Here is a 23140-nt window from a genome sequence, read left to right as displayed (position 1 = left end):
ATAGAGCGCTCATTATCGATCGCTTTTCGTGTCCCCCGAACAGAAAAACCCGCGGCGGGTGCATCGTCTCCGATGCGCACGCCGCGGGTTCGTCCACCGCAAGCGAAGCGGACAGCGCTAAGTCAGCCTCAGTCGCGCGCCGACGAAGCCGCGCCGTGACTCAGCCAGTCGAGTACGGCCGTCGCGTCGTCGTCGGCGCCTTCGCGCGCTTTCTCGACGGTCTCGGCTACTTCATCGCTCGGCACCGCGCGGCGAATCGCTACGCCGACCGCAAGAATGTCGATCATCACGAGGTGCAGAATGCGCGAGATCATCGACAGTTGCGACTCGCGAATCTCGATGTGATCGGTTTCCAGCGCGACGGTCGCGCGCTTCGCGAGCGGCGTGTTGCTCGACGTGATCGCGATCACCTGCGCGCCGGCCTGCATCGCGACGTCGAGCACGCGCAGCAGCTCGGGCGCGCGCCCCGACTTCGACACCGCGACGATCACGTCGCCTTTGCCGAGCAGCGCGGCCGAGGCCGCCTGCATGTACAGATCCCCGTACGCGATGGTCGGAATACCGAAGCGGAAGAACTTGTAGTGCGCATCTTGCGCGACGATGTTCGAGTTGCCGAGCCCGTAGAACTCGATGCGCCGCGCGCCGTTCAGCAGGTCGATCGCGCGTTCCACGTGCTCGAAGTTCAGATGCTCGCGCAACTGCAGGATCGCCGACACAGTATTGTCGAGCACCTTCGCGCCGAAGTCGGTCGCGGTGTCGCCGAGATGCACCTGGCTGTGGCTGACCGGAATCGTGCCGGTCAAACCGGTCGCGAGCTTCAGCTTGAAATCGGACAGCCCCTGGCAGCCGAGCGAGCGGCAGAAGCGGATCACGGTGGGCTGACTGACGTCGGCCTTGCGCGCGATGTCGACGATCGGATCATTGATGATCGAACGCGGATGGTTCAGCGCGAGGTCGGCGACGCGGCGCTCGGCCGGCGTCAGCGCGTCGCGCATCTGGCGAATCCGCTCGAACACCGCCGACGAGCTGCCGCCCGCGCGGTTCGACAACTGCTCCGCGAGAATCGCCGATACGCCGAGGAACGCCGGGTATTCGGCGGTGATCACGTAGGTCGGCACATTCTGCAGATACGCCTCGAAGCGGCCCTTCGCCTCGAAGCGCTGGCGGAACGACGAACGCGCGAACAACTCACCGAGACGCGGCACGACACCGCCGCCGATATAGATGCCGCCGAGCGCGCCGAGCGTCACCGCGATGTTGCCGGCGAAGGTGCCGAGAATGCCGCAGAACACGTCGACCGATTCGGCCGCGAGCGGCTCGCCTTCGTGCGCGCGCTTGACCACCTCGGCCGGATTGACGCTGGCCGGCACGCGTTTCTTGTCGCGGCCCGCGAGCGCGCGATAGATCACCTCGAGGCCCGGACCCGCGGCCACCCGTTCGAACGACACGTGCGACCACTTCTTGCGCGCGTAGTGCAGCACGATCTCTTCGCGTTCGTCGGCGGGCGCGAAGGTGGCGTGGCCGCCTTCGCTGCCGAGCGCGATCCAGCGGTCGTCGGCGGGGATCAGGCCCGACACGCCCATGCCGGTGCCGGGGCCGAGCAGGCCGATCACGCTGTTGGGCCGGCGCTGGCCGCCGCCCACCTGCACGCGCTGCGTGTCGGTGAGGCCGGGCAGCGCCATCGCGAGCGCGGTGAAGTCGTTGACGACGAGCAGCGTGTCGAAGCCGAGCGTGCGGCGCGTCGCTTCGATCGAAAAGGTCCAGTCGTGATTGGTCATGCTGACCTGGTCGCCGTCGACCGGGTTCGCAATCGCGATCGCCGCGTGATTGACGCGGCCGATCTTCGTGTCCTGCAGATACTTCTTGATGACGTCGGCGACGCTCGGATACTCGGCGCAAGGATAGACCTGCACCGAGCCGATTTCGCCGGGGCCCGTCTCGAGCGCGAAACGCGCATTGGTACCGCCGATGTCGGCCAGCAGCCTCGGTCCATCGGCGTGCTGGGCCGCGCCCGGCACAGCTTTAGTTTGCACACCAGTAGACATCGAGTCTCACTCCCTTGTCGTTTGCCAGTTGCGAGATGGCATTTTTTTGTAGCGCAGCGGATGCGGCGTTGAGCACGTCCATCTTGCGCGGTCCTGCAATCAGCAGAAACAGATGCTTGACGTCCTTCAGCGCGGACAGCGACCAGCTCACGCGCGCGTGCGGCGCCGCGCCCGGATGCACCGCGACGAAACGCTCGGTCGTGGTGATCGCGTGATCCCATTCGGGCGCATCGGCGAAGATCGACGCGGTGTGGCCGTCTTCGCCCATACCCAGCACCGCGACGTCGGGTGCCGTGGCGAAGCGCGCGTCCCCGTTCAGCGCGGCAACGTGCGAGTGCAGATCCTGGCTGGTGTCGACGAGCGGCAAGAAGGTCGCGTGTTGCGCGGCGTTCTGCAGCAACGTGGCGCGCACGAGCTGCGCATTGCTCGCGCTATCGGTCTCCGGCACCCAGCGGTCGTCGACCAGCGTGATCGCGATGCGGGGCCAGTCGAACGTCTGCGTCGACAACGTTTGCAGAAACGGACGCGGGCTGCTGCCGCCGGACACGGCCAGCATGGCCGGGCGCGCGAGCGGGGTTGACGTCCCGGTGCCGGCCGCCTGTGCGGCAAGCGACGCATGCAACGCGTCGCCCACCGCTTTCGCCAGCGCGTCGGATTGGGCGCGCTGGTCGTCGAAAGCGTGAAGCTCGATCACTTCTCCTCCGTGCTGCATTCTTGTTGGATCTGCGGAATCAGCCTGACTGCTGTCGCGCGATGCCTGCATGGCGGGGTGGCCCGCAGATGCCTGACGCGATACCGGCGCGACTCCGTTCAGTTCGTCGGTGGTGTTGCCGGCGCCGCGCGCCGAAATGTTCATCGCGCGCGGCGCCGTCTGTCAATTCATCAAACTCAATTCTCTTCTTCGAGCCAGCAGGTGCCGTGCTGGGCGAGCATCGCGCTCGCCGCGGCCGGTCCCCACGTGCCCGCCGCGTACGGCTTGGGCGGCTTGGTCGAGGCTTTCCATTCGTTCAGGATCGGCTCGACCCAGCGCCATGCGGCTTCCTGTTCGTCGCGCCGCACGAACAGCGCGAGGCGCCCGTGAATCACGTCGAGCAGCAGCCGCTGATACGCCTCCATCTGGCCTTCGCGGAAGAACCGGTCGAACGCGAGATCGAGGTACACGCTCGCGAGGTTCATACCCTCGCCGGGCTGCTTCGCGAGACAGTACAGACGAATCGTCTCGTTCGGCTGCAGACGGATCACGAGGCGATTCGCGCCCGCGCGCAGCGCCGACGCGCCAAGCGCCGAATGCGGCACCGCACGGAAATTCACGACGATCTCGGCGACGCGATCGGCGAGCCGCTTGCCGGTACGCAGGAAAAACGGCACGCCGGCCCAGCGCCAGTTCTCGATCTCGACCTTCAGCGCGACGAAGGTCTCGGTCGAGCTGTCCGGCTTCACGCCGTGCTCGGTCGCGTAGGCCGGCACCGTGTTGCCGCGGATCACGCCCGAATGATACTGGCCGCGCACCGCGACCTTGCCGATTTCCTGCGAATCGACCGGTTTTAGCGCGCGCAGCACGCGCAGCTTCTCGTCGCGAACCGAGTCGGAATCCATCGAGTGGGGCGGCTCCATCGCGACGATCGACAGCAGCTGCAGCAGGTGGTTCTGCACCATGTCGCGCAGCGCGCCGGTATTGTCGTAGAAATCGCCGCGCGCTTCGACACCGAGTTCCTCGGCGATCGTGATCTGGATGCTTTCGACCCATTCGCGGCGCCACAGCGGCTCGAACAGCGCATTGCCGAAGCGCAGCGCGAGCAGGTTCTGCACCGGCTCCTTGCCGAGGTAATGGTCGATCCGGTAGATCTGCTCTTCCGCGAAAATTTCGCCGACCGCGTCGTTGATTGCGTTCGACGACTTCAGGTCGTAGCCGAGCGGCTTCTCGAGCACGATGCGCGCGTTGTTATTCAGACCCACCGCGGCGAGCGCATGGCAGATCGGCACGAACAGCGACGGACCGGTCGCCAGATAGAACACGCGGATGCCGGGCATATCCTGGATCGCGTCGCGCAGTTGCGCGAAGTCAGCCGGATTGCCGAGATCGATCTTCACGAACTCGATGCGCGCGAGGAAGCTCGTCCACGCGGCTTCGTCGAGGCCGTTTTTCGACACGTGCGGCTTGACGTGACCGTCGACCCACTGCAGGTACTCGCCGCGATCCGCGATGTGCCGCGCGACCGCGACGATCTTGCCGTTGTCGGCGAGCATGCCCCCCGCGCGGTGCGCCTCGAACAGCGCGGGCAGGATCTTGCGCATCGACAGGTCGCCGGTGCCGCCGAAGAGAACGAAGGTGAAGCTTGAGTCGGTATGCATGAGTCTCCGTCGATGTCCTGAAAGGCCGCCGCGCTGATCGGACACCGCACGCGCAGCGACCTGGAAGAGCGACCGTAGTCCGATAAAATATTTTTTGACACTGAATTGTAGTTTAACTACAATCCAAATCAAGAGGTAGCGTTAATTCGAAGAAAAAAGCGTGCGCTGTGCAGACGAATTGCACGTTTTTTGCGAATCGGCGGGCGTCCCCGGCATGCTAACGGACAATGGGGCAACGCTTTCCGGTACGCGCCAGCAGGGTGCCGGCGGACCTTACGGAAAGCCGGGGAGTCGACGGGCTTGCGGGTCGTTTCCGTGGCCGACGTCAGGCTGGCGTCGGATTGGTGTATGAGGTACCTCGAGTCTGCCGCGCGATGCGGGCAGGCAAAAATCAAAAGAGGAGACAGTCAGTTGCATCCCGAATCACTCACCTCTTGAGCGTCTAGCGGCCGGACATCGGTCCGCCGGCACATGCCCTCGCGCATGCGCCCGACCATGCTCGATCGCCCAGTTTTTGCCTGTTTGAACCAACCACAGCACCCTGGCGACATCAGGGGCCATTCGTTTTTTTGTTCAGGTGTCTGGAGGAGATAAGCAATGAAATTTCGCGCGATCATGGGCGCTCTGTGCGCTGCGGGTCTGATGTGTGGCGTGTCGGCCGTGCAGGCCGCCGAGTCGATCGAAGTGCTGCACTGGTGGACTTCGGGCGGCGAATCCAGGGCCGTCGGCGTCCTCAAGGACGACATGACGAAGCAGGGCTACACGTGGAAGGACTTCGCGGTCGCAGGCGGCGCTGGCGCGGCTGCGATGACGGCACTGAAGACGCAGGTGATCTCGGGCAACGCGCCGAGCGCCGCGCAGATCAAGGGCCCGCTGATCCAGGACTGGGCTTCGCAGGGCGTGCTGGTGCCGATCGACTCGGTCGCTGGCGACTGGAAGAAGAACCTGCCGCCGCAAGTCGACAAGATCATGCAAGCGGACGGCCACTATGTCGGCGCGCCGTTCTCGGTGCATCGCGTGAACTGGCTGTACATCAACAAGGCGGCACTGGACAAGGCAGGCGGCAAGGTGCCGACCACGTGGCCTGAGTTCTTCGCGGTGGCCGACAAGATGAAGGCCGCGGGCATCCAGCCGATCGCGATGGGCGGCCAGCCGTGGCAAGACCTGACGCTGTGGGAAGACGTCGTGCTGTCGGAAGGCGCGGACTTCTACAAGAAGGCGCTGGTCGACCTCGACGAGAAGACCCTGACCTCGGAGAAGATGGTCCAGGTGTTCGACACGGTCCGCAAGATCCAGGGCTACTTCGACGCGGGCCGCACGGGCCGTGACTGGAACCTCGCCACGGCGATGGTCATCAACGGCAAGGCCGGCATGCAGTTCATGGGCGACTGGGCGAAGGGCGAGTTCACCAACGCCGGCAAGAAGTCGGGCACGGACTACATCTGCGCGGTGGTGCCGCAAACGGACAAGGCCTACACGTTCAACGTCGACTCGTTCGTGTTCTTCCAGCAGAAGGGCCAGAAGGCCGCGACGCCGGGCCAGCTCTCCCTCGCGAAGACGATCATGTCGCCGGAGTTCCAGGAGCAGTTCAGCCTGTACAAGGGTTCGATCCCGGTGCGTCTCGGCGTGCCGATGGACAAATTCGACGACTGCGCGAAGAAGTCGTACGCGGATGAGCAGATCGCGATCAAGGCCGGCGGTTATGTGCCGTCGCTCGCTCACGGCATGGCTCAGCCGGATGCCGCGGCAGGCGCGATCTCCGACGTCGTCACGAAGTTCATGAACTCGCAGCAAGATTCGAAGACCGCGGTTCAGGCTCTCGCGAAGGCAGCGAAGACCAAGTAAGCGCAAGTACGAAGCGTTGCGCCCGGCCGCTTGCATCTGAAGCGCTGGGCGCGCCCTTCGGGCCGTGTCGGGTCGGACCTCATCTGCTTTGATTCGCAGCGCAGTCCGGCACAACGCGGCTTACCCGGGTTTCATGGAGTCACACCCAGGCCGTCGCGGTCCCGCGCCATTCGCGCACGGGCAGCCCGGCGGTACAGTTTCAGCAGGAGTCGAGTAGTGACTGCTTCCATCAGCGGGAACGGGAAAACGGCCACCGTCGCCCGCCGCACGTCGCCCATAGCGGCCCTTGCCGATCGCTATATTCCGAAGCTGGTGCTCGCACCCAGCGTCGTGATCAGCCTCATCTTCGTGTATGGCTTTATCGCAATTACCGGCTATCTGTCGCTGTCTACTTCGCGACTGATGCCTCGTTGGGAATTCGCGGGTCTCGACCGCTATCGCGAGCTGTTCCAGAACGACGTGTTCTGGACTTCGGCCGCGAACCTCGGCTGGTTCGGCATTCCGTTCATCGGTATCTGCATCGGTCTGGGTCTGTTGCTCGCGATCCTGCTCGATCAGCAGATCCGCAACGAAGGCGCGCTGCGCGCCGTGTTCCTGTATCCGATGGCGCTGTCGTTCATCGTGACCGGCACCGCGTGGCAATGGATTCTGTCGCCGGGCATCGGCATCGAGAAGGTGTTTCACGACTGGGGCTGGACGAGCTTCGAGTTCAACTGGCTCGGCGACCCGGACCGGGCGATCTTCTGTATCGTGATCGCGGCGGTCTGGCAATCCACCGGCTTCGTGATGGCGCTGTTCCTCGCCGGTTTGCGCGGCGTCGACAGTGAAATCTTCAAGGCCGCGCAGATGGACGGCGCGGGCCTGCCGACCATCTACCGCAAGATCGTGATTCCGAGCATGCGGCCGGTGTTCTTCTCCGTGCTGCTGATTCTTTGCCACATCACCATCAAGACGTTCGACCTGGTCGTCGCGCTGACCGCCGGCGGTCCGGGCACGTCGTCGTCGCTGCCGGCCATCTTCATGTACACGTTTTCGTTCAATCGCGGACAGCTCGGCGTCGGCGCGGCCTCGTCGATCATGATGCTCGCCACCGTGGTGGCCGTGCTCGTGCCGCTGATGTATCTGGAATCGAGGAGCACCCGCAATGCAATCTAAGATGACGATAAGCCGTGCCGTCATTTACGCGGCCCTGCTTCTGTTCGCGCTGTACTTCCTGTTTCCGCTGTACGTGATGCTGTCGACGTCGTTCAAGGACATCGATCAGCTGCGCACCGGCAACCTGCTGACCCCGCCGACGAGTTGGACCTTCGCGCCGTGGCTCAAGGCGTGGAGCGGCGCATGCACGGGCGTGCGTTGCGAAGGCATGCAGCCGTTCTTCATGAACTCGGTGCGCATGGTGATTCCGGCCGTGCTGATCTCGTCGATCATCGGCGCGTTCAACGGCTACGTGCTCACGCACTGGCGCTTCCGCGGGGCCGATCCGATCTTCACGATGCTGCTGGTCGGCTGCTTCATCCCGTTCCAGGCGATCCTGCTGCCGATGGCGCGCCTCGAAGGCATCCTCGGCCTGTCGAACACGGTGAGCGGTCTGGTGCTCGTGCACGTGATCTACGGTATCGCGTTCACCACGATGTTCTTCCGCAACTTCTACGTGAGCGTGCCGGCTGAACTCGTGAAGGCGGCGCGTATCGACGGTGCGGGTTTCTTCACGATCTTCACGAAGATTCTGCTGCCGGTGTCGCTGCCGATCTTCATGGTGTGCCTGATCTGGCAATTCACGCAGATCTGGAACGACTTCCTGTTCGGTATCGTGTTCTCCGGCGTCGATTCGATGCCGATCACCGTGGCGCTGAACAATCTCGTGAACACCTCGACCGGCGTGAAGGAATACAACGTGGACATGGCCGGCGCGATCATCGCGGCGCTGCCCACGCTGCTCGTCTACATCATCGCCGGACGTTACTTCGTGCGCGGCCTGACCGCGGGCGCGGTGAAGGGCTGACCAGATTTGACCCCGGGGGCGTGCCCCCGAGAGCGCGGCGGCGCTTCGGCCAATCAGCGTGACTGATCGGGCGCCGCCGTCAGACAGACGTTTTCAGGCAGTACCAGAGACAAGAGGATTCACAGCATGGCAAGCCTTTCCATCCGTGACGTGTACAAGACCTACCCGAACGGGGTGCCGGTTCTGAAGGGTGTCAACATCGACATCGAAGACGGCCAGTTCCTGATTCTGGTCGGCGGCTCGGGCTGCGGTAAGTCGACGCTGCTCAACATGATTGCCGGTCTCGAAACCGTGACCAAGGGCGAGATCCAGATCGACGGCAAGACCGTCAACAACCTGTCGCCGAAAGATCGCGACATCGCGATGGTGTTCCAGTCGTACGCGCTGTATCCGTCGATGACGGTGCGCGACAACATCTCGTTCGGCCTGAACATCCGCAAGGTGCCGAAGCAGGAGCAGACGCAGATCGTCGAGCGCGTGTCGAACACGCTGCAGATCAAGCATCTGCTCGACCGCAAGCCGGGCCAGCTGTCGGGCGGCCAGCGTCAGCGTGTCGCGATGGGCCGCGCACTTGCGCGCGATCCGGTGATGTTCCTGTTCGACGAGCCGCTGTCGAACCTCGACGCGAAGCTGCGTATCGAGATGCGCTCGGAAATCAAGCTGCTGCATCAGCGCCTTGGCACGACGATCGTCTACGTGACGCACGACCAGATCGAAGCGATGACGCTCGGCGACCGCATCGCGGTGATGAAGGACGGCATCGTGCAGCAGTTCGGCGCGCCGCAGGAAATCTACGACTCGCCGTCGAACCTGTTCGTCGCGGGCTTCATCGGTGCGCCGCCGATGAACTTCATCGAAGGCAAGCTGGTCGAGCAGGGCTCGGGCGTCGGCATCGAACTCGATACGGGCATCGCGCGCAAGGTGCTGGTGCTGCCGTTCGATTCGGCGAAGGTGCGCTCGCACGTCGGCAACAACGTGATTCTCGGCCTGCGTCCGGAGCGCATCACCGATGCGCGCAGCGCGCACGGCGACGACTCGAAGCTGCAGCCGGTCGAAGTGAAGGTCGACGTGATCGAGCCGACCGGTCCGGACACGCTGGTGTTCGCGCAGGTCAACGGCAAGCGCATCGTGAGCCGCGTGCACCCGGCGTCGAACCCGCAACCGGAGAAGAACGCGACGCTGCTGTTCGATACGTCGAAGGCGGTGTTGTTCGATCCCGCGAATGAAGAGCGCATTGCGTAAGCGGTCGCATACGCGCTAGAGACGCCGCTTCAGAAGAGCCCCATGCGTTCAGTTGCGCGTGGGGCTTTTGCTTTTTTTGCAGCCGTCATGCCGACTCTGGCAAACGCAAATCCGGATTGCTGCGCGCGAGCTCGCCGACCCAATCGATGAACGCGCGCAGCCGCGAACTCAGATTGCGGCGGTGCGCATACAGGATCGACAGCGGCGTGCCGGGGCTCGTGTAGTTGCCGAGAATCTCCGTGAGCGCGCCTTGCTCGATCAGCTCGGCGACCATGAAGCGCGACGGCTGGATGATGCCGTGGCCCAGCACGCCCGCGGTGATGTAGACGGAGCCGTCGTTGACGGCGAGCGTGCTGTCCATCGCGACGCGCTCGATTTCGCCGTCGACTTCGAATTCGAACGGGAAGGTCCGGCCGCTGCGCGCGGACACGTAGTTGACCGCGCGATGCTCGCCGAGCTCGGCCAGCGTGGTCGGCGTGCCGAACTTCTGCAGATACGCGGGCGACGCGCATGTGACGATGCGCGCAAGCCCGATGCGCTTCGCGACGAGGCTCGACTCTTCGGGCGTGCCCATGCGGATCACGCAATCGACGCCGTCCTGGATCAGATCGATGTTGCGATCCGCGAGACCGAGACGCACGTCGATCGCGGGGTATTGTTCGTAGAAGTCGTCGAGCGCGGGCAGCAGCAGCGAGCGCGCGAGCGTGCCGGACGTGTCGACGCGGATCGTGCCGGCCGGATTCTCACGCTTGTTCGATAGCGACGACTCGGCATCGGCGACGTCGGCGAGAATGCGCACGCAGCGCTCGTAGAACGACGCGCCGTCTTCGGTCACGCTGACCTGACGCGTCGAGCGGTTCAGGAGCCGCACGCCGACGTGTTCCTCGAGCGCCTGGATCGTGCGGCTGACCTTCGCGCGTGGCAGATCGAGCGATTCCGAGACCTTGGTGAAGCTGTTCGCTTCGACCACGCGCGTGAAGATCTCCATCGCTTCGAAACGGTCCATGGTGTGCCTTGTGGGTGGTGAGCCAAAAGAAGGGCGGGGCAGGCTTGCGACACGACAGGAAGTCTACAGCCACGAAATCAGGTTGTCTGCCGTGCCCCGTTCGCGCGAATCTGCCACCGCCGCTCGCGGCTCAATCCCGGTCTGGCGCACCCAGCGGAAATAGCGGCCGATACGGCCGCGCCTCGTCGACCGCGCGGGCGAACGACGGCCGCGCGAGCAGCCTCTGCCGGTACGCGCGCACGTGCGCGAACGCGGAGTCGATCGGATGCGTCCAGTCGGCGTAGAACAGAAACGGGGCGGCGCCGCAGTCGGCGAGGCTGAAGCTGTCGCCGGCGGCCCATTCGCGCTCGGCCATGTGGCGGTTGAGCCAGGCATAAGCGGTGTCGAGCATCGCGCGTGCATCGGCGACGCCACGCGCGTCGCGCTCGGCTTCGGGACGCAGGCTATCGAACACGACCTTTTGCTGCGGCGTCGAAATGTAGTTGTCGAAGAAGCGGTCCAACATGCGCACATCGAGCGCGGCGCGCGGGTCGGCCGGCAACAACGCGACAGGCCCCGGATACTGCAGGCCCAGATATTCGATGATGATGGTCGCCTCGACCACCGTGCGCCCGCCGTCGACGAGCACCGGGAAGCGCTTGATCGGCCACAGCGCGGCGAATTCGGCCATGATCTGCGGGTCGTCGTACGCGAGCACGCGCATCTCGAACGGCGTGCCGTTTTCGTACAACGCGGTCAAGGCCTTCTGGCAGTACGACGAGAACGGATGGGCATAAAGCTTCAGGGGCATCGCGATCACCTTTGAAGGTTGCACAGCACGAATCCACGGTGGCGACGAGAGCCACCGCGCGACGGCCAGGCTGGCCGTTTACCCCACGACGAACGACGGCCGAAAAAATCGACCTCAGACCTTCAGGTTCGTATGCGGCGGCAACGAACCCGGCTGCAACAGCACGACCACCGCGCCGGCGCCGCCGTCATGCGGGCGCGCCTGACAGAACGCGATCACTTCGGCTTTCTGCACGAGCCACGCGCGCACTTTGCCTTTCAGCACCGGCTCCTTGCCGATCGACCCCAAACCCTTGCCGTGAATCACGCGCAGGCAGCGCAGGCCGCGCTTGACCGATTCGCGAATGAATTCCGCGAGCGCCTCGCGTGCTTCCTCGCGCCGCATGCCGTGCAGGTCGATCTGCGCCTGCACGATCCAGTCGCCACGCCGCAGCTTGCGCACGACGTCGCGGCTCACGCCGGGGCGGCAATACGACAGCGTTTCGTCGGTTTCGAGCAGCACTTCGGGGTCGAACTCATCGGAAATCGCTTCGTGCAGCACCGCTTCCTCATCGAGCAGCGTCTGCACCGGCAGCGGCGGCGGGGGATTGCGCGTGAGCGTCGCACGTGGCGGAATCGCGAGCGGCGCGACTTCGCCGATCTCGCGGCGGAACAGATCGGCGTCGGCGGCCGCTTCGCGCTGCGCCGCTCGCGCCGCCGCCTGTTCGCGCTCGCGCCGCTCGGCGTCGCCCTTCAACGCTTCACGCAACGCCCCGAGTCCGGCGAGCCCGGACGCGCGATCGAGCTTCGGCGCAACGGCGGGCGCGGCTGTTGCGGGTGCGGGGCGCGGGGCGGCTTGCGGGCGTTTCGGTTCGTTCGGATGGGGCTGATTCTTCGGCATGTCGGCAATACAGGCGGAGAGGTCGGTGGGTGGTGCGAAGCTGAGGCGGCAAAAACGACAAAGGCCGCCGGCATTGCAGCCGCGGCCTTCGTGAGCCAACGACGGCAGCGCTGCGCGCCACCGTCATTTTACTGTCGCGCCCGTTGTCGCGACATTGTGTCGCCGTATGGCGCCGCGGATCAGCGGATCACCGGTCCGCTTCCGCGCTCATCGCGTGCTCGCCGGCCATCTCGTTGATGGTCTCGAGATAGCGCTGTGCATCGAGCGCGGCCATACAGCCGGTGCCCGCGCTCGTGATCGCCTGGCGATAGATATGGTCCTGCACGTCGCCGGCGGCGAACACACCCGGCACGCTCGTCGCGGTCGCGAAACCGTTCAGGCCGCCCTTGGTGATGATGTAGCCGTTCTTCATCTCGAGCTGGCCTTCGAAGATGTCCGTGTTCGGCTTGTGGCCGATCGCGACGAACAGGCCCTGCAGCGCGATGTCGGTGGTCTCGCCAGTCTGCGTGTGCTTGATGCGCAGGCCGGTGACGCCGGAGGCGTCGCCGGTTACTTCTTCGAGCACATGGTTCCACTTGATTTCGACGACGCCTTCCTTCTCTTTCGCGAGCAGACGGTCGATCAGAATCGGCTCGGCGCGGAACTTGTCACGGCGATGGATCACGGTGACCTTCTTCGCGATGCCGGCGAGGTACAGCGCCTCTTCGACGGCCGTATTGCCGCCGCCGATCACGGCAACGTGCTGCTGCTTATAGAAGAAGCCGTCGCAGGTGGCGCAGGCCGACACGCCCTTGCCCATGAACGCCTCTTCCGACGGCAGGCCGAGATATTGCGCCGATGCACCCGTCGAGATGATCAGCGAGTCGCAGGTGTATTCGCCCGAATCGCCGATCAGGCGAATCGGCTTCTCATCGAGCTTCGCCGTGTGGATGTGGTCGAAGATGATCTCGGTGTTGAAGCGCTCGGCGTGCTCGAGGAAGCGCGCCATCAGTTCCGGGCCTTGCACGCCGTTGGCGTCGGCGGGCCAGTTTTCGACGTCGGTCGTGGTCATCAGCTGGCCGCCTTGCGCGAGGCCGGTGACGAGTACCGGCGCGAGGTTGGCGCGCGCCGCGTAAACCGCCGCCGTGTAGCCGGCGGGGCCGGAACCGAGAATCAGAACCTTGGCGTGTTTCGTTGCAGTTGCGGGCATGATCGAATCCTTGTACGGCGCGCGGCTCGCCATTGCGTAGCCGTGCGTTTTTGAACTGAAACTGTAGATGGGTATCAGACCGGCATTATAAAGGGCGGGGCCTACGGCTGCGCCATCAAGCTTTCTGATCGCCGCGATAGCGTGGCGGCGTGGGCGCGCGGTGCGAGCACGCGGCGCGATACGACGAATTCAGCGCGCGTCGCTCATCCATTTGTGGTCAAACCGCCAAGTTACCGTCATTTACAGCCTCGCGCGGGACACAGCGTTTACAATAGCCCGGATCGAAGTTTCCGGTAGCCGGGATCGGGCCTGAAGCCGCGCGCGGCGCGGCTCGGGCCGCGTTCCCGGCGGCAGTTTCAGCCTGAACCGGCTACCCCAGGCAACAGGATCAATGGCAAAAGCTCCCTATACCGCGAGCGCGCAGGCATTGCCGCACCGCATGTCGCGCCTCTTCACCGAAATCCGCTGGATTCTGCAGGTGGCCCTCGGCGTGTTCCTGCTGATGTCCCTCGTCAGCTACAGCAGGCACGACCCGAGCTGGACCCATGCCGCGCAGGTCGACCATATCTCGAACTGGGCGGGCCGCGTCGGCGCGTGGACCTCGGACATTCTGCTGCTGCTGTTCGGCCTGTCCGCCTACTGGTGGATCGTGCTGCTCGGCCGCCACATCTCCGCGAACTACCGGCGCATCACCCGCAACGAAGAGCCGCAGGACGACGACGCGCCGCGCGGCGTCAGCTGGCTCGCGGACGCGTTCGCGTTCATGCTCGTGCTGCTGTCGTGCAACGGCCTCGAGGCGCTGCGCATGTGGTCGCTGAGAGTGCAGTTGCCGCGCGCGCCGGGCGGCGTGATCGGCGAGGCCGTCGCGCGCGGCATCTCGCATGCGCTCGGCTTCACCGGCGGCACGCTCGCGCTGCTGCTCGGTCTGGGGATCGGGTTGTCGCTGTACTTCCGGTTTTCGTGGCTGTCGGTCGCGGAGAAGGTCGGCGAATCGATCATTTCCGCGGTGACGTTCGCGAAGCTGCGCCGCGAGGCCGGGCTCGATCGCAAGCTCGGCGAAGCGGCTGCCGTGAAGCGCGAAGGCAAGGTCGAGAAGGGCCGCGTGCGCATCGAGGAGCACGAGCCCGTGGTGATCGTGCCGCCGCTCGCCACGCCGGCGAAGTCGGAGCGTGTCGAGAAGGAACGCCAGGTGCCGCTCTTCACCGATCTGCCCGGCGACTCCACGCTGCCGCCCATCTCGTTGCTCGACCCCGCGCCCGCCGCGCAGGAAACCATTTCCGCAGACACGCTCGAATTCACGTCGCGCCTGATCGAGAAGAAGCTGAAGGACTTCGGCGTCGAAGTGAGCGTGGTCGCCGCGTATCCGGGCCCGGTCGTCACGCGCTATGAAATCGAGCCGGCCACCGGTGTGAAGGGCAGTCAGATCGTCAACCTCGCGAAGGACCTCGCTCGTTCGCTGTCGCTCGTGTCGATCCGCGTCGTCGAAACGATTCCGGGCAAGAACTACATGGCGTTGGAGCTGCCGAACCAGCGCCGTCAGACCGTGAGCCTGTCCGAAATTCTCGGCTCGACCGTGTATGCGGATGCCGCGTCGCCGCTCACGATGGGTCTCGGCAAGGACATCGGCGGCAAGCCGGTGTGCGCGGACCTCGCGAAGATGCCGCATTTGCTCGTCGCCGGCACGACCGGTTCGGGCAAGTCGGTCGGTATCAACGCGATGATCCTGTCGCTGTTGTACAAGGCGAGCGCCGAGCAGGTGCGCATGATCCTGATCGATCCGAAGATGCTCGAAATGAGCGTCTACGAAGGCATTCCCCACCTGCTGTGTCCGGTCGTCACCGACATGCGTCAGGCGGGCCACGCGCTGAACTGGGCGGTCGCCGAGATGGAGCGCCGCTACAAGCTGATGAGCAAGGTTGGCGTGCGTAACCTCGCCGGCTACAACAACAAGATCGACGAAGCGACCAAACGCGAGGAGAAGCTGCCGAATCCGTTCAGCCTGACGCCGGACGATCCGGAACCGCTGACGCGTTTGCCGAACATCGTGATCGTCATCGACGAACTGGCCGACCTGATGATGGTCGTCGGCAAGAAGGTCGAAGAGCTGATCGCGCGAATCGCGCAGAAGGCGCGCGCGGCCGGCATCCATCTGATACTCGCGACGCAGCGTCCGTCGGTCGACGTGATCACCGGCTTGATCAAGGCCAACGTGCCGACCCGTATGGCGTTCCAGGTGTCGTCGAAAATCGACTCGCGCACGATCCTCGACCAGCAGGGCGCCGAGTCGCTGCTCGGCATGGGCGACATGCTGTATCTGCCGCCGGGCACTGGTTTGCCGGTGCGTGTGCACGGCGCGTTCGTGTCGGATGACGAAGTGCATCGCGTCGTCGACAAGCTCAAGGAGCAGGGCGAGCCGAACTATATCGAGGGCATTCTCGAAGGCGGCGTGAGCGGCGAGGGCGACGAAGGTTCGGCGGGAACCGCGTCCACCGAAGGCGAGTCGGATCCGTTATACGACCAGGCGGTCGACGTCGTGCTGAAGAACCGCCGCGCGTCGATTTCACTGGTGCAGCGGCATCTGCGCATCGGCTACAACCGGGCGGCGCGTCTGCTTGAACAGATGGAGAATTCGGGCGTGGTGTCGGCGATGTCGTCGAACGGCAATCGCGAGATTCTGGCGCCGGCGCGCGAAGCGGAATAGCCGCAACAAGCCATTGCGGCTATTGCGAGCGCCGCTGCGTATACCGCCTGTGCGCTATTGCGGCTCGACGCCGGGCCAGTCCCTTTGTGTTCAGCGAGGGCGGCGAGCCGGCACAGCCCATCACCGAATTCATTCAACGGAGAAATACCTATGCAAGCAATCGCGCGGCAGGATGCCCGACAGCGTAAAGCGGGCCGCCTCGGCGAGCGCGTGTGCCGCGGCATGCGCAAGATCGCGCGCGCCGCCGGCAGTGTCGCGATCGGTGCGTCGCTGCTCGTTGCGTCGCACGCGTTCGCGAGCGGCACCGAGCAACTGAAGGCCTTTGTCTCGCAGGTCCATTCGGCGCGCGGCACCTTCGTGCAACAGGAAGTGCGCGCGCCGAGCAAGGCGCAGGGCGCGAGCGGCGCGCTGTCCACCGCGAACCCGGGCAAGCCGACCACGTCGAGCGGCACGTTCATGTTCGCGCGGCCCGGCAAGTTCATCTGGCAATACGAGAAGCCCTACTCGCAATTGTTGCAGGCGGACGGCGACAAGCTCTTCGTCTATGACAAGGATCTGAACCAGGTGACGGTGCGCGCGCTCGGCAACGCGCTCGGCGCGAGCCCGGCGGCGATCCTGTTCGGCAGCAACGACCTGGAGAAGAATTTCACGCTGCGCGACGCGGGCATGAAAGCCGGCATCGACTGGCTCGAACTGACGCCGAAGGCGAAGGACACGCAGTTCGAGCGCGTCGGCATCGGCTTCAAGGACGGCAATCTGGAAGCGATGGAATTGCACGACGTGTTCGGCAACGTCACGCTGCTGACGTTCTCGAACATCCAGAAAAATCCGCCACTGCCGTCCGATGCGTTCAAGTTCACGGTGCCGAAGGGCGCGGATGTGATCAACGGGTGAATCGCGCGGTGCGCGCCGGCGAAGCCGCGCTTGTCGAGCGCGGCTTTTTTATTGTGCGCGGCACGAGGCGCGTGGATTGCTCAGGATGCGCGCTCTGTGCCGCGATCAAAATCAAATCGTCGTGCCGGCAGACGTAATGATTTAGTGCGAGACTGTAAAGACCGCCATCGCTGATGGGCCGAGTTAGCGCGTACGATCATTTCCAGGATTGGGCGCACAGTCTCTAACAATTTTTTGCTGCAACGCAACAAAATAACGCCTAAACTGATTGAAGCTGGTTGTCGCTTCGAATGTCTGGAAAGGTGAGGCATGTCATGAGATTGTCTTCTTCACACGAGTTACGCTTGTCGCCGTCCCTCCATGTATTCGAGCAGGAGGGCGGATGGCATTGGGGAATCACGGTTCCACGGTCAGCCGGAAGTGGTTTCAAGGTCGTGGCATACAGCGAAAAAACCTTTATCGATGAGGCCGAAGCCCATCGGGAAGGCAATCGCGCGCTTGAACGTTTTGCCGACGCGCCGTCGGTTTCCCTCGACCGGCAATAACGCCATAGATTTTTTATGCATATAAGGTGCACATTATTTCGATCGCCGGTGAAAACCGCAATTGTTACCTGTCGGTAATACTTTGATATGCAACGAATTGCATATCTTTTTTGACTTCCGAAAAATCGTAGCGATAATGTCTCGTTTTTGAGATATCGCTCTTACCTTGACTTTAGCGGAATATGAAACCACCCACGCGCTCAGCGTGGAACTGGACGGCGTGAACTATGCCGGAACCTATCGCGTCATGACGGGCACCGTCGTCGTCCACTTCGCGAACGAGAGCAAATTCGCGTCGTACGCACCGAACCGGCCCGAGACCGTCGCCCGTTGGCTGCTCACGGACCTGTGTCGAAAGGTCGAATCGCGTCGGCGCAAAGCCGCGAAAAAATAGCCGGCGGCGCGAACAGCGGCTGACGGTTTCAGGTCATAAAAAGACCTGCAATTGCACTGCAGGTCTTTGTTACTTTCTGGCGGCCGCGTCTAACGCAACGCGCTTAGACTAATGCGCTCATGCATACGCAGTCTTGCGCGCCGATACGAACACGTAGTAGCACACCGCACCGATCGCGAGCGACGGCAGCGTCGCGCCGAGATTCGGCAGCCATTGATTGATCACCTGATACGAGGCGATGCCGATCGCCCATGCGACGAACGCGCTCAGGTGCCAGCCGCCCGAGAAGCCGTAGCGGCCGCGCACATCGGCGAGCACCGCGGCATCGATGCGACGCTTGCGCACGATGAAGTGATCCATCAGCACGACGCCGAACAGAGGCGCGAATACCGAGCCGATCAACAGCAGGAAATTCTGGTACTTCGCCATCGGCACGAGCAGCGCGATCAGCGTGCACAGCGCGCCGAACGCGCCTGACAGCAACGGCACGCTCGCCCGCGTCCAGAACGTGCCGGTCGACACCGCGGCCGAGTGGATATCGGCGAACGCATTGTCGATTTCGTCGATCAGGATCAGCAGCAGCGCAAACCCGCCGCCTGCTTGCGCGAGCGCGCCGGTCAGCAATGCATCACCGCCGCCGGCCGCGAGGCCATAGACCGCGCCGAGCGCATAGAACCAGATGTTCGCGATGCCATAGCCGTACAGCGTGCCGCGGAACGTCTCGCCGGCGCGGCGGCCGAAGCGCGTGTAATCGGCGATCAGCGGCAGCCACGACAGCGGCATCGCGACCACGAGGTCGACCGCGCCGCCGAACGACATCTCGCCGGTGCCGGGACGCTGCATCAGATCGGCGAGATTGTGGCGCGCGAGCAGGTTCCACGTGAGCCACGCGGCGCCCGCGAGCAGCAGCCAGATCCCCCACTTGCGCAGAAAGCGCCGCACGAAAGACAGCGGGCCGCTGATCGCGAGCAAGGTTGCGAGCAGGCCGAAGATCACGGTCCACACGAGCGGCATCGACAGGCCGAAAGCCTGCTTCGCGAGCGCATCGGCGGAATCGCGCATCACGATTACCTCGAACGAGCCCCAGCCGACCAGTTGCACCATGTTCAGCACGGCCGGCACCGACGCGCCGCGCACGCCGAGCGTCGGACGCAGCGACGACATCGCCGCGAGCCCGGTGTCGGTGCCGATCACGCCCGCGAGCGCGAGCAACACGACGCCGATCACGCTGCCGAGCACGATCGCGACGAGCGCATGCGGCAGCGACAGCCCCGGCACCAGCAGCGCGCCCGCCTGGGCGACGAGCAGGCCGATGCCGAGCGAGAACCACAGGGCGAACGCGTCGCCGGTACGGAACGCGCGGCGCGCGTCGGGCACCGGCGAGAGCGGCGCGTAGGTGGAGCCGGCTTGGCCGGCGACAGAATCTTGAGCCATCTGATGTGTGTTCCTCCTGGTGGTGCGGTGAAGCTCTGCTGTGAATTTATGCGCTGGCGGCGCGCCGGGTCGGCCATCGCGCCGTCGCCGTCACTGTCATAATGCAGGACGTTGCCCGCGTTCTTGCCTCTGATTGCGGCAGTGCGCGGGCTTTGCGCTTGTCCTGCGCGGCGCCGCTCGAACGCGGTGCGTACCCGGAAAGCCGAGATTATCCCCAAAACGTCATGTTTGAAGAAACCCGTGCCAATGTTCCGCTCGCCGAACGCCTGCGGCCACGCAATATCGACGAAGTGATCGGCCAGTCGCATCTGCTCGGTCCGAACAAGCCGCTCAGGGTCGCGTTCGAATCGGGCGAGGCCCATTCGATGATCCTGTGGGGCCCGCCAGGCGTCGGCAAGACCACGCTCGCGCGGCTGATGGCCGATGCGTTCGACGCGCAGTTCATCGCGTTGTCCGCGGTGCTGTCGGGCGTGAAGGATATCCGCGAGGCGGTCGAGACCGCGCAGATCCATCGCGCGAACGGCCATCAGACGCTGGTGTTCGTCGACGAGGTGCATCGCTTCAACAAGAGCCAGCAAGACGCGTTCTTGCCGCACGTCGAGTCGGGCCTGTTCGTGTTCGTCGGTGCGACGACCGAGAATCCATCGTTCGAGGTCAACAGCGCGCTGCTGTCGCGCGCCGCGGTCTACGTGCTGAAGAGCCTGACAGACGACGAACAGCGCGAGTTGCTCGAGCGCGCGCAAAAAGAACTCGGCGGCCTCACGTTCACCGACGATGCGCGCGCCGCGCTGATCGGCTCCGCCGACGGCGACGGCCGCAAGCTGTTGAACAACCTCGAGATCGTCGCGCGCGCGGCCGCGCAGCAGAAGACCACCGAAATCGACGGCGCGTTATTGGGCAGCGCACTCGCGGAAAATCTGCGCCGCTTCGACAAGGGCGGCGACGCATTCTACGACCAGATCAGCGCGCTGCATAAATCGGTGCGCGGAAGCAACCCGGACGGCGCGCTGTACTGGTTCTGCCGCATGCTCGACGGCGGCGCCGACCCGCGCTATCTGGCGCGTCGCATCGTGCGCATGGCGTGGGAAGACATCGGCCTCGCGGACCCACGCGCCGCGCGCATCACGCTCGACGCCGCCGAAACCTACGAACGTCTCGGCTCGCCCGAAGGCGAACTCGCGCTCGCGCAGGCGATCATCTATCTGGCGGTCGCGCCGAAATCGAATGCCGGATACAACGCGTACAACGAGGCGCGGCGTTTCGTCGGCAAGGACCAGTCGCGCGCGGTACCGGTGCATCTGCGCAACGCGCCGACGAAGCTGATGAAGGAACTCGGCTACGGCCACGACTATCGCTATGCGCACGACGAACCCGATGCGTACGCGGCCGGCGAGACCTATCTTCCGGACGGCATGCGCGAGCCGCATTGGTACGAGCCGACGCCGCGTGGCCTCGAAGGCAAGATCGGCGAAAAGCTCGCGCGGCTTGGCGAGCTCGATGCGCGGTGGCGCGCCGAGAACAAGCCGAAGAAGGCTTGAGGCGTTTCGCCTTGGCCGGTGCGTTAAAATCGCGGTTTCATACAACGAACATCCGTCCCATCCCATGCTCGACATCCAGTTGCTGCGCAAAGACCTCGACGGCGTCGCCAAACGCCTCGCCGACCGCGGCTATACCCTCGACGTCGCGGCCTTCACCGCGCTCGAAGCGGAACGCCGCGATACCCAGACCCGTACCGAAGAACTGCAGGCGCGCCGCAACAGCCTGTCGAAGCAGATCGGCGCGATGAAAGGGCGTGGCGAAGATACGTCGGCGGTCATGGCCGAAGTGAGCGGCATCGGCGACGAGATGAAGGCGTCGGCGGTCAAGCTCGAAGACATCCAGAAGCGTCTGTCGGATCTGCTGCTCGGCGTGCCGAATCTCGCGCACGAAAGCGTGCCGGTCGGCAACGACGAAGCCCATAACGTCGAAGTGCGCCGCTGGGGCACGCCGCGACAGTTCGACTTCGAAGTCAAGGATCACGTGGACGTCGGCACGCCGCTTGGCCTCGACTTCGAGACAGGCGCGAAGCTGTCGGGCGCGCGCTTCACGATGCTGCGCGGCCAGATTGCGCGGCTGCATCGCGCGCTCGCACAGTTCATGATCGACACGCACACGCAGCAACACGGCTATACCGAGATATACACGCCGTACATCGTGAATCCGGACATCCTGTACGGCACCGGCCAGCTGCCGAAGTTCGCGGACGATATGTTCCGCGTCGAGAAGGGCGGCGGTGAAAGCACGGTCACCCAGTATCTGATCTCGACCTCGGAAATTTCGCTGACCAACACGGTGCGTGAGAGCATCGTCGAAGCGGACGCACTGCCGATCAAGTTGACTGCGCACTCGCCGTGCTTCCGCTCGGAGGCGGGCTCGTACGGCCGCGACACGCGCGGCATGATCCGCCAGCATCAGTTCGACAAGGTCGAGATGGTGCAGGTCGTCGCTCCTGACGCATCGTACGACGCACTCGAGCAGATGGTCGGCCATGCCGAGGCGATTCTGCAGAAGCTCGAACTGCCGTATCGCGTGATCACGCTGTGCACCGGCGACATGGGTTTCTCCGCAGCGAAGACCTATGACCTCGAAGTATGGCTGCCCGCGCAGAACACCTATCGTGAGATTTCGAGCTGCTCGAATACCGAGGCGTTCCAGGCGCGACGCATGCAGGCGCGTTTCCGCAACGCGCAGGGCAAGCCGGAACTCGTGCATACGCTGAACGGTTCGGGTCTCGCGGTGGGCCGCACGCTCGTCGCGGTGCTCGAGAACTTCCAGAACGCCGATGGCTCGGTGACGGTGCCCACGGCTCTGCGGCCTTACCTCGGCGGCGTGGAGCGGCTGGACGTGCCGGCGGCCTGAGCGTCACCGGCATGTGCGCAGGCGCGGTATCGTCGCGTTTCTGACGGTGCCGCTGCCGGCACCCAGGCCTCTCGGAAAAAAAATTTGGAAGTTTTTTCGTCGAGGGACTTGGAAAACTGATTCCAGCTGTTTTATAATCTTTTTCTCCCAAGCAACGGCCCGCTTGGATCCGACGAAGCAGCAGCGAGTTGGAATACCCGGAAAGGTGGCAGAGTGGTCGAATGTACCTGACTCGAAATCAGGCGTACGGTTTCCCCGTACCGTGGGTTCGAATCCCACCCTTTCCGCCAAATTCTGAAACCCCTTGATCATCGAGATCAAGGGGTTTTTGTTTTTGGGTCTTCGAATTGTTTTGCCAAGGCAATCCGATATTGTTCAAGCATTATTTCTATTGGCGAAATCTATTGTTTCAATTTTTTGTACATGAGCTATTCGCTGCTCGTGGTCTTTCTCATTCCCATTTCCATACAAATCCCTTAAACGATACATGCTGCGCCGTCTCCTGATTCATATGCGGGGACATATGAGGAATGTGGCCGTCGCGCGCTATAGGGGGTCGAAGTAAGAAAATTTGCGGGCGACCCGCCCCCCGATCGACTTCTTAAGGTGCGAATCTTCGCGGACCCAACACATCTCCGCAAGATCTGCCTTTTTTTACAAATAAATACGATTTTTGGTTGGGCTCGGTCATTCGTTCAGGGTACGATTTACGCCGTCAGCAGCTTTTACGGGAATAATTTTCCTGTAAGACAAGAGTTGCGGCAGTAATCGGTAAAAGGTTCGCAAGGCAAACGTTTGCGGACCGACGCGCACCAGCATTGTCAATCTGGACCACCGCGAGGAGCCTCTTCGCGAGCATCGGTTCAATCGGACATCACAGACGTGCGTTCCACGGCACCTCAGGACTAATGTTTTTAAGGAATG

At 63.8% G+C, this 23140-nt stretch carries 18 protein-coding genes and 1 tRNA gene; 11 read left to right on the top strand and 8 right to left on the bottom strand.

Annotation, left to right across the window (positions count from 1 at the left end):
• Positions 1 to 128 precede the first annotated feature (128 nt).
• The 3 genes from G5S42_RS25570 to zwf form a co-directional block, all read right to left on the bottom strand.
• The gene (locus G5S42_RS25570) at positions 129 to 2045 is read right to left on the bottom strand and encodes a bifunctional transcriptional regulator/glucokinase (protein ID WP_176109295.1); all 1917 of its coding nucleotides are present in this window, start codon (positions 2043 to 2045) and stop codon (positions 129 to 131) included.
• The gene (pgl, locus tag G5S42_RS25565) at positions 2023 to 2739 is read right to left on the bottom strand and encodes a 6-phosphogluconolactonase (RefSeq protein ID WP_176110634.1); all 717 of its coding nucleotides are present in this window, start codon (positions 2737 to 2739) and stop codon (positions 2023 to 2025) included. Before pgl ends, G5S42_RS25570 begins: the two co-directional genes overlap by 23 nt.
• A 194-nt stretch (positions 2740 to 2933) precedes the next feature.
• Positions 2934 to 4397: a glucose-6-phosphate dehydrogenase gene (zwf, locus tag G5S42_RS25560; protein ID WP_176109294.1), complete on the bottom strand. Its 1464-nt coding sequence runs from the start codon at positions 4395 to 4397 to the stop codon at positions 2934 to 2936.
• Between the two features lie 597 nt (positions 4398 to 4994).
• Here zwf and G5S42_RS25555 point away from each other — a divergent pair.
• From G5S42_RS25555 to G5S42_RS25540, 4 genes are all read left to right on the top strand, one after another.
• Positions 4995 to 6242, top strand: coding sequence for an ABC transporter substrate-binding protein (locus G5S42_RS25555; RefSeq protein ID WP_176109293.1), 1248 nt, complete (start codon positions 4995 to 4997; stop codon positions 6240 to 6242).
• A gap of 216 nt (positions 6243 to 6458) precedes the next feature.
• Entirely contained in the window at positions 6459 to 7397 is a 939-nt protein-coding gene (locus tag G5S42_RS25550; RefSeq protein ID WP_176109292.1) for a carbohydrate ABC transporter permease, read from the top strand.
• A complete protein-coding gene (locus tag G5S42_RS25545) occupies positions 7387 to 8244 on the top strand; it encodes a carbohydrate ABC transporter permease (RefSeq protein WP_176109291.1) in 858 nt (285 codons plus the stop codon). The genes G5S42_RS25550 and G5S42_RS25545 overlap by 11 nt, the downstream gene beginning before the upstream one ends.
• A gap of 126 nt (positions 8245 to 8370) precedes the next feature.
• Positions 8371 to 9486, top strand: a complete 1116-nt coding sequence (locus G5S42_RS25540; RefSeq protein WP_013088733.1) for an ABC transporter ATP-binding protein — start codon at positions 8371 to 8373, stop codon at positions 9484 to 9486.
• An 85-nt stretch (positions 9487 to 9571) separates the two neighbouring features.
• Here the strand turns inward: G5S42_RS25540 and G5S42_RS25535 are convergent, their stop codons facing one another.
• The 4 genes from G5S42_RS25535 to trxB all read right to left on the bottom strand — a co-directional run bounded on the left by G5S42_RS25535 (position 9572) and on the right by trxB (position 13350).
• Positions 9572 to 10492, bottom strand: coding sequence for a LysR family transcriptional regulator (locus tag G5S42_RS25535; RefSeq protein ID WP_176109290.1), 921 nt, complete (start codon positions 10490 to 10492; stop codon positions 9572 to 9574).
• A 130-nt stretch (positions 10493 to 10622) separates the two neighbouring features.
• Positions 10623 to 11282 carry a glutathione S-transferase family protein gene (locus G5S42_RS25530; protein ID WP_176109289.1) on the bottom strand — a complete coding sequence of 220 codons (660 nt, stop codon included), beginning with the start codon at positions 11280 to 11282 and terminating at the stop codon, positions 10623 to 10625.
• 114 nt (positions 11283 to 11396) lie between these two features.
• Positions 11397 to 12161, bottom strand: a complete 765-nt coding sequence (locus G5S42_RS25525) for a Smr/MutS family protein (protein WP_176109288.1) — start codon at positions 12159 to 12161, stop codon at positions 11397 to 11399.
• Between the two features lie 187 nt (positions 12162 to 12348).
• Positions 12349 to 13350, bottom strand: coding sequence for a thioredoxin-disulfide reductase (gene trxB, locus G5S42_RS25520; RefSeq protein WP_176109287.1), 1002 nt, complete (start codon positions 13348 to 13350; stop codon positions 12349 to 12351).
• Between the two features lie 391 nt (positions 13351 to 13741).
• Between trxB and G5S42_RS25515 the strand changes: the two genes are divergently transcribed.
• From G5S42_RS25515 to G5S42_RS25500, 4 genes are all read left to right on the top strand, one after another.
• Positions 13742 to 16051: a DNA translocase FtsK gene (locus G5S42_RS25515; RefSeq protein WP_176109286.1), complete on the top strand. Its 2310-nt coding sequence runs from the start codon at positions 13742 to 13744 to the stop codon at positions 16049 to 16051.
• Between the two features lie 150 nt (positions 16052 to 16201).
• A complete protein-coding gene (gene lolA / locus G5S42_RS25510) occupies positions 16202 to 16945 on the top strand; it encodes an outer membrane lipoprotein chaperone LolA (RefSeq protein WP_176109285.1) in 744 nt (247 codons plus the stop codon).
• Positions 16946 to 17259: 314 nt separating this feature from the next.
• The gene (locus G5S42_RS25505; RefSeq protein ID WP_176109284.1) at positions 17260 to 17490 is read left to right on the top strand and encodes a hypothetical protein; all 231 of its coding nucleotides are present in this window, start codon (positions 17260 to 17262) and stop codon (positions 17488 to 17490) included.
• Positions 17491 to 17656: 166 nt separating this feature from the next.
• Positions 17657 to 17884: a hypothetical protein gene (locus G5S42_RS25500; protein WP_176109283.1), complete on the top strand. Its 228-nt coding sequence runs from the start codon at positions 17657 to 17659 to the stop codon at positions 17882 to 17884.
• Positions 17885 to 18001: 117 nt separating this feature from the next.
• Here G5S42_RS25500 and cytX read toward each other — a convergent pair whose 3' ends face one another.
• Entirely contained in the window at positions 18002 to 19318 is a 1317-nt protein-coding gene (cytX, locus tag G5S42_RS25495; protein WP_176109282.1) for a putative hydroxymethylpyrimidine transporter CytX, read from the bottom strand.
• 224 nt (positions 19319 to 19542) lie between these two features.
• Here cytX and G5S42_RS25490 point away from each other — a divergent pair, with 224 nt between their 5' ends.
• The 3 genes from G5S42_RS25490 to G5S42_RS25480 all read left to right on the top strand — a co-directional run bounded on the left by G5S42_RS25490 (position 19543) and on the right by G5S42_RS25480 (position 22506).
• Complete coding sequence (locus G5S42_RS25490) at positions 19543 to 20856, top strand: replication-associated recombination protein A (protein WP_176109281.1); 1314 nt, start codon at positions 19543 to 19545, stop codon at positions 20854 to 20856.
• Positions 20857 to 20920: 64 nt separating this feature from the next.
• Entirely contained in the window at positions 20921 to 22216 is a 1296-nt protein-coding gene (serS, locus tag G5S42_RS25485; protein ID WP_176109280.1) for a serine--tRNA ligase, read from the top strand.
• 199 nt (positions 22217 to 22415) lie between these two features.
• A tRNA-Ser gene (locus G5S42_RS25480) sits at positions 22416 to 22506 on the top strand.
• The last annotated feature ends 634 nt before the right edge of the window (positions 22507 to 23140 follow it).

Source organism: Paraburkholderia youngii, assembly GCF_013366925.1.
GTDB lineage: Bacteria > Pseudomonadota > Gammaproteobacteria > Burkholderiales > Burkholderiaceae > Paraburkholderia > Paraburkholderia youngii.
Note: the sequence above shows the minus strand (reverse complement) of the source record. Positions and strands in the feature narration are given on the sequence as shown.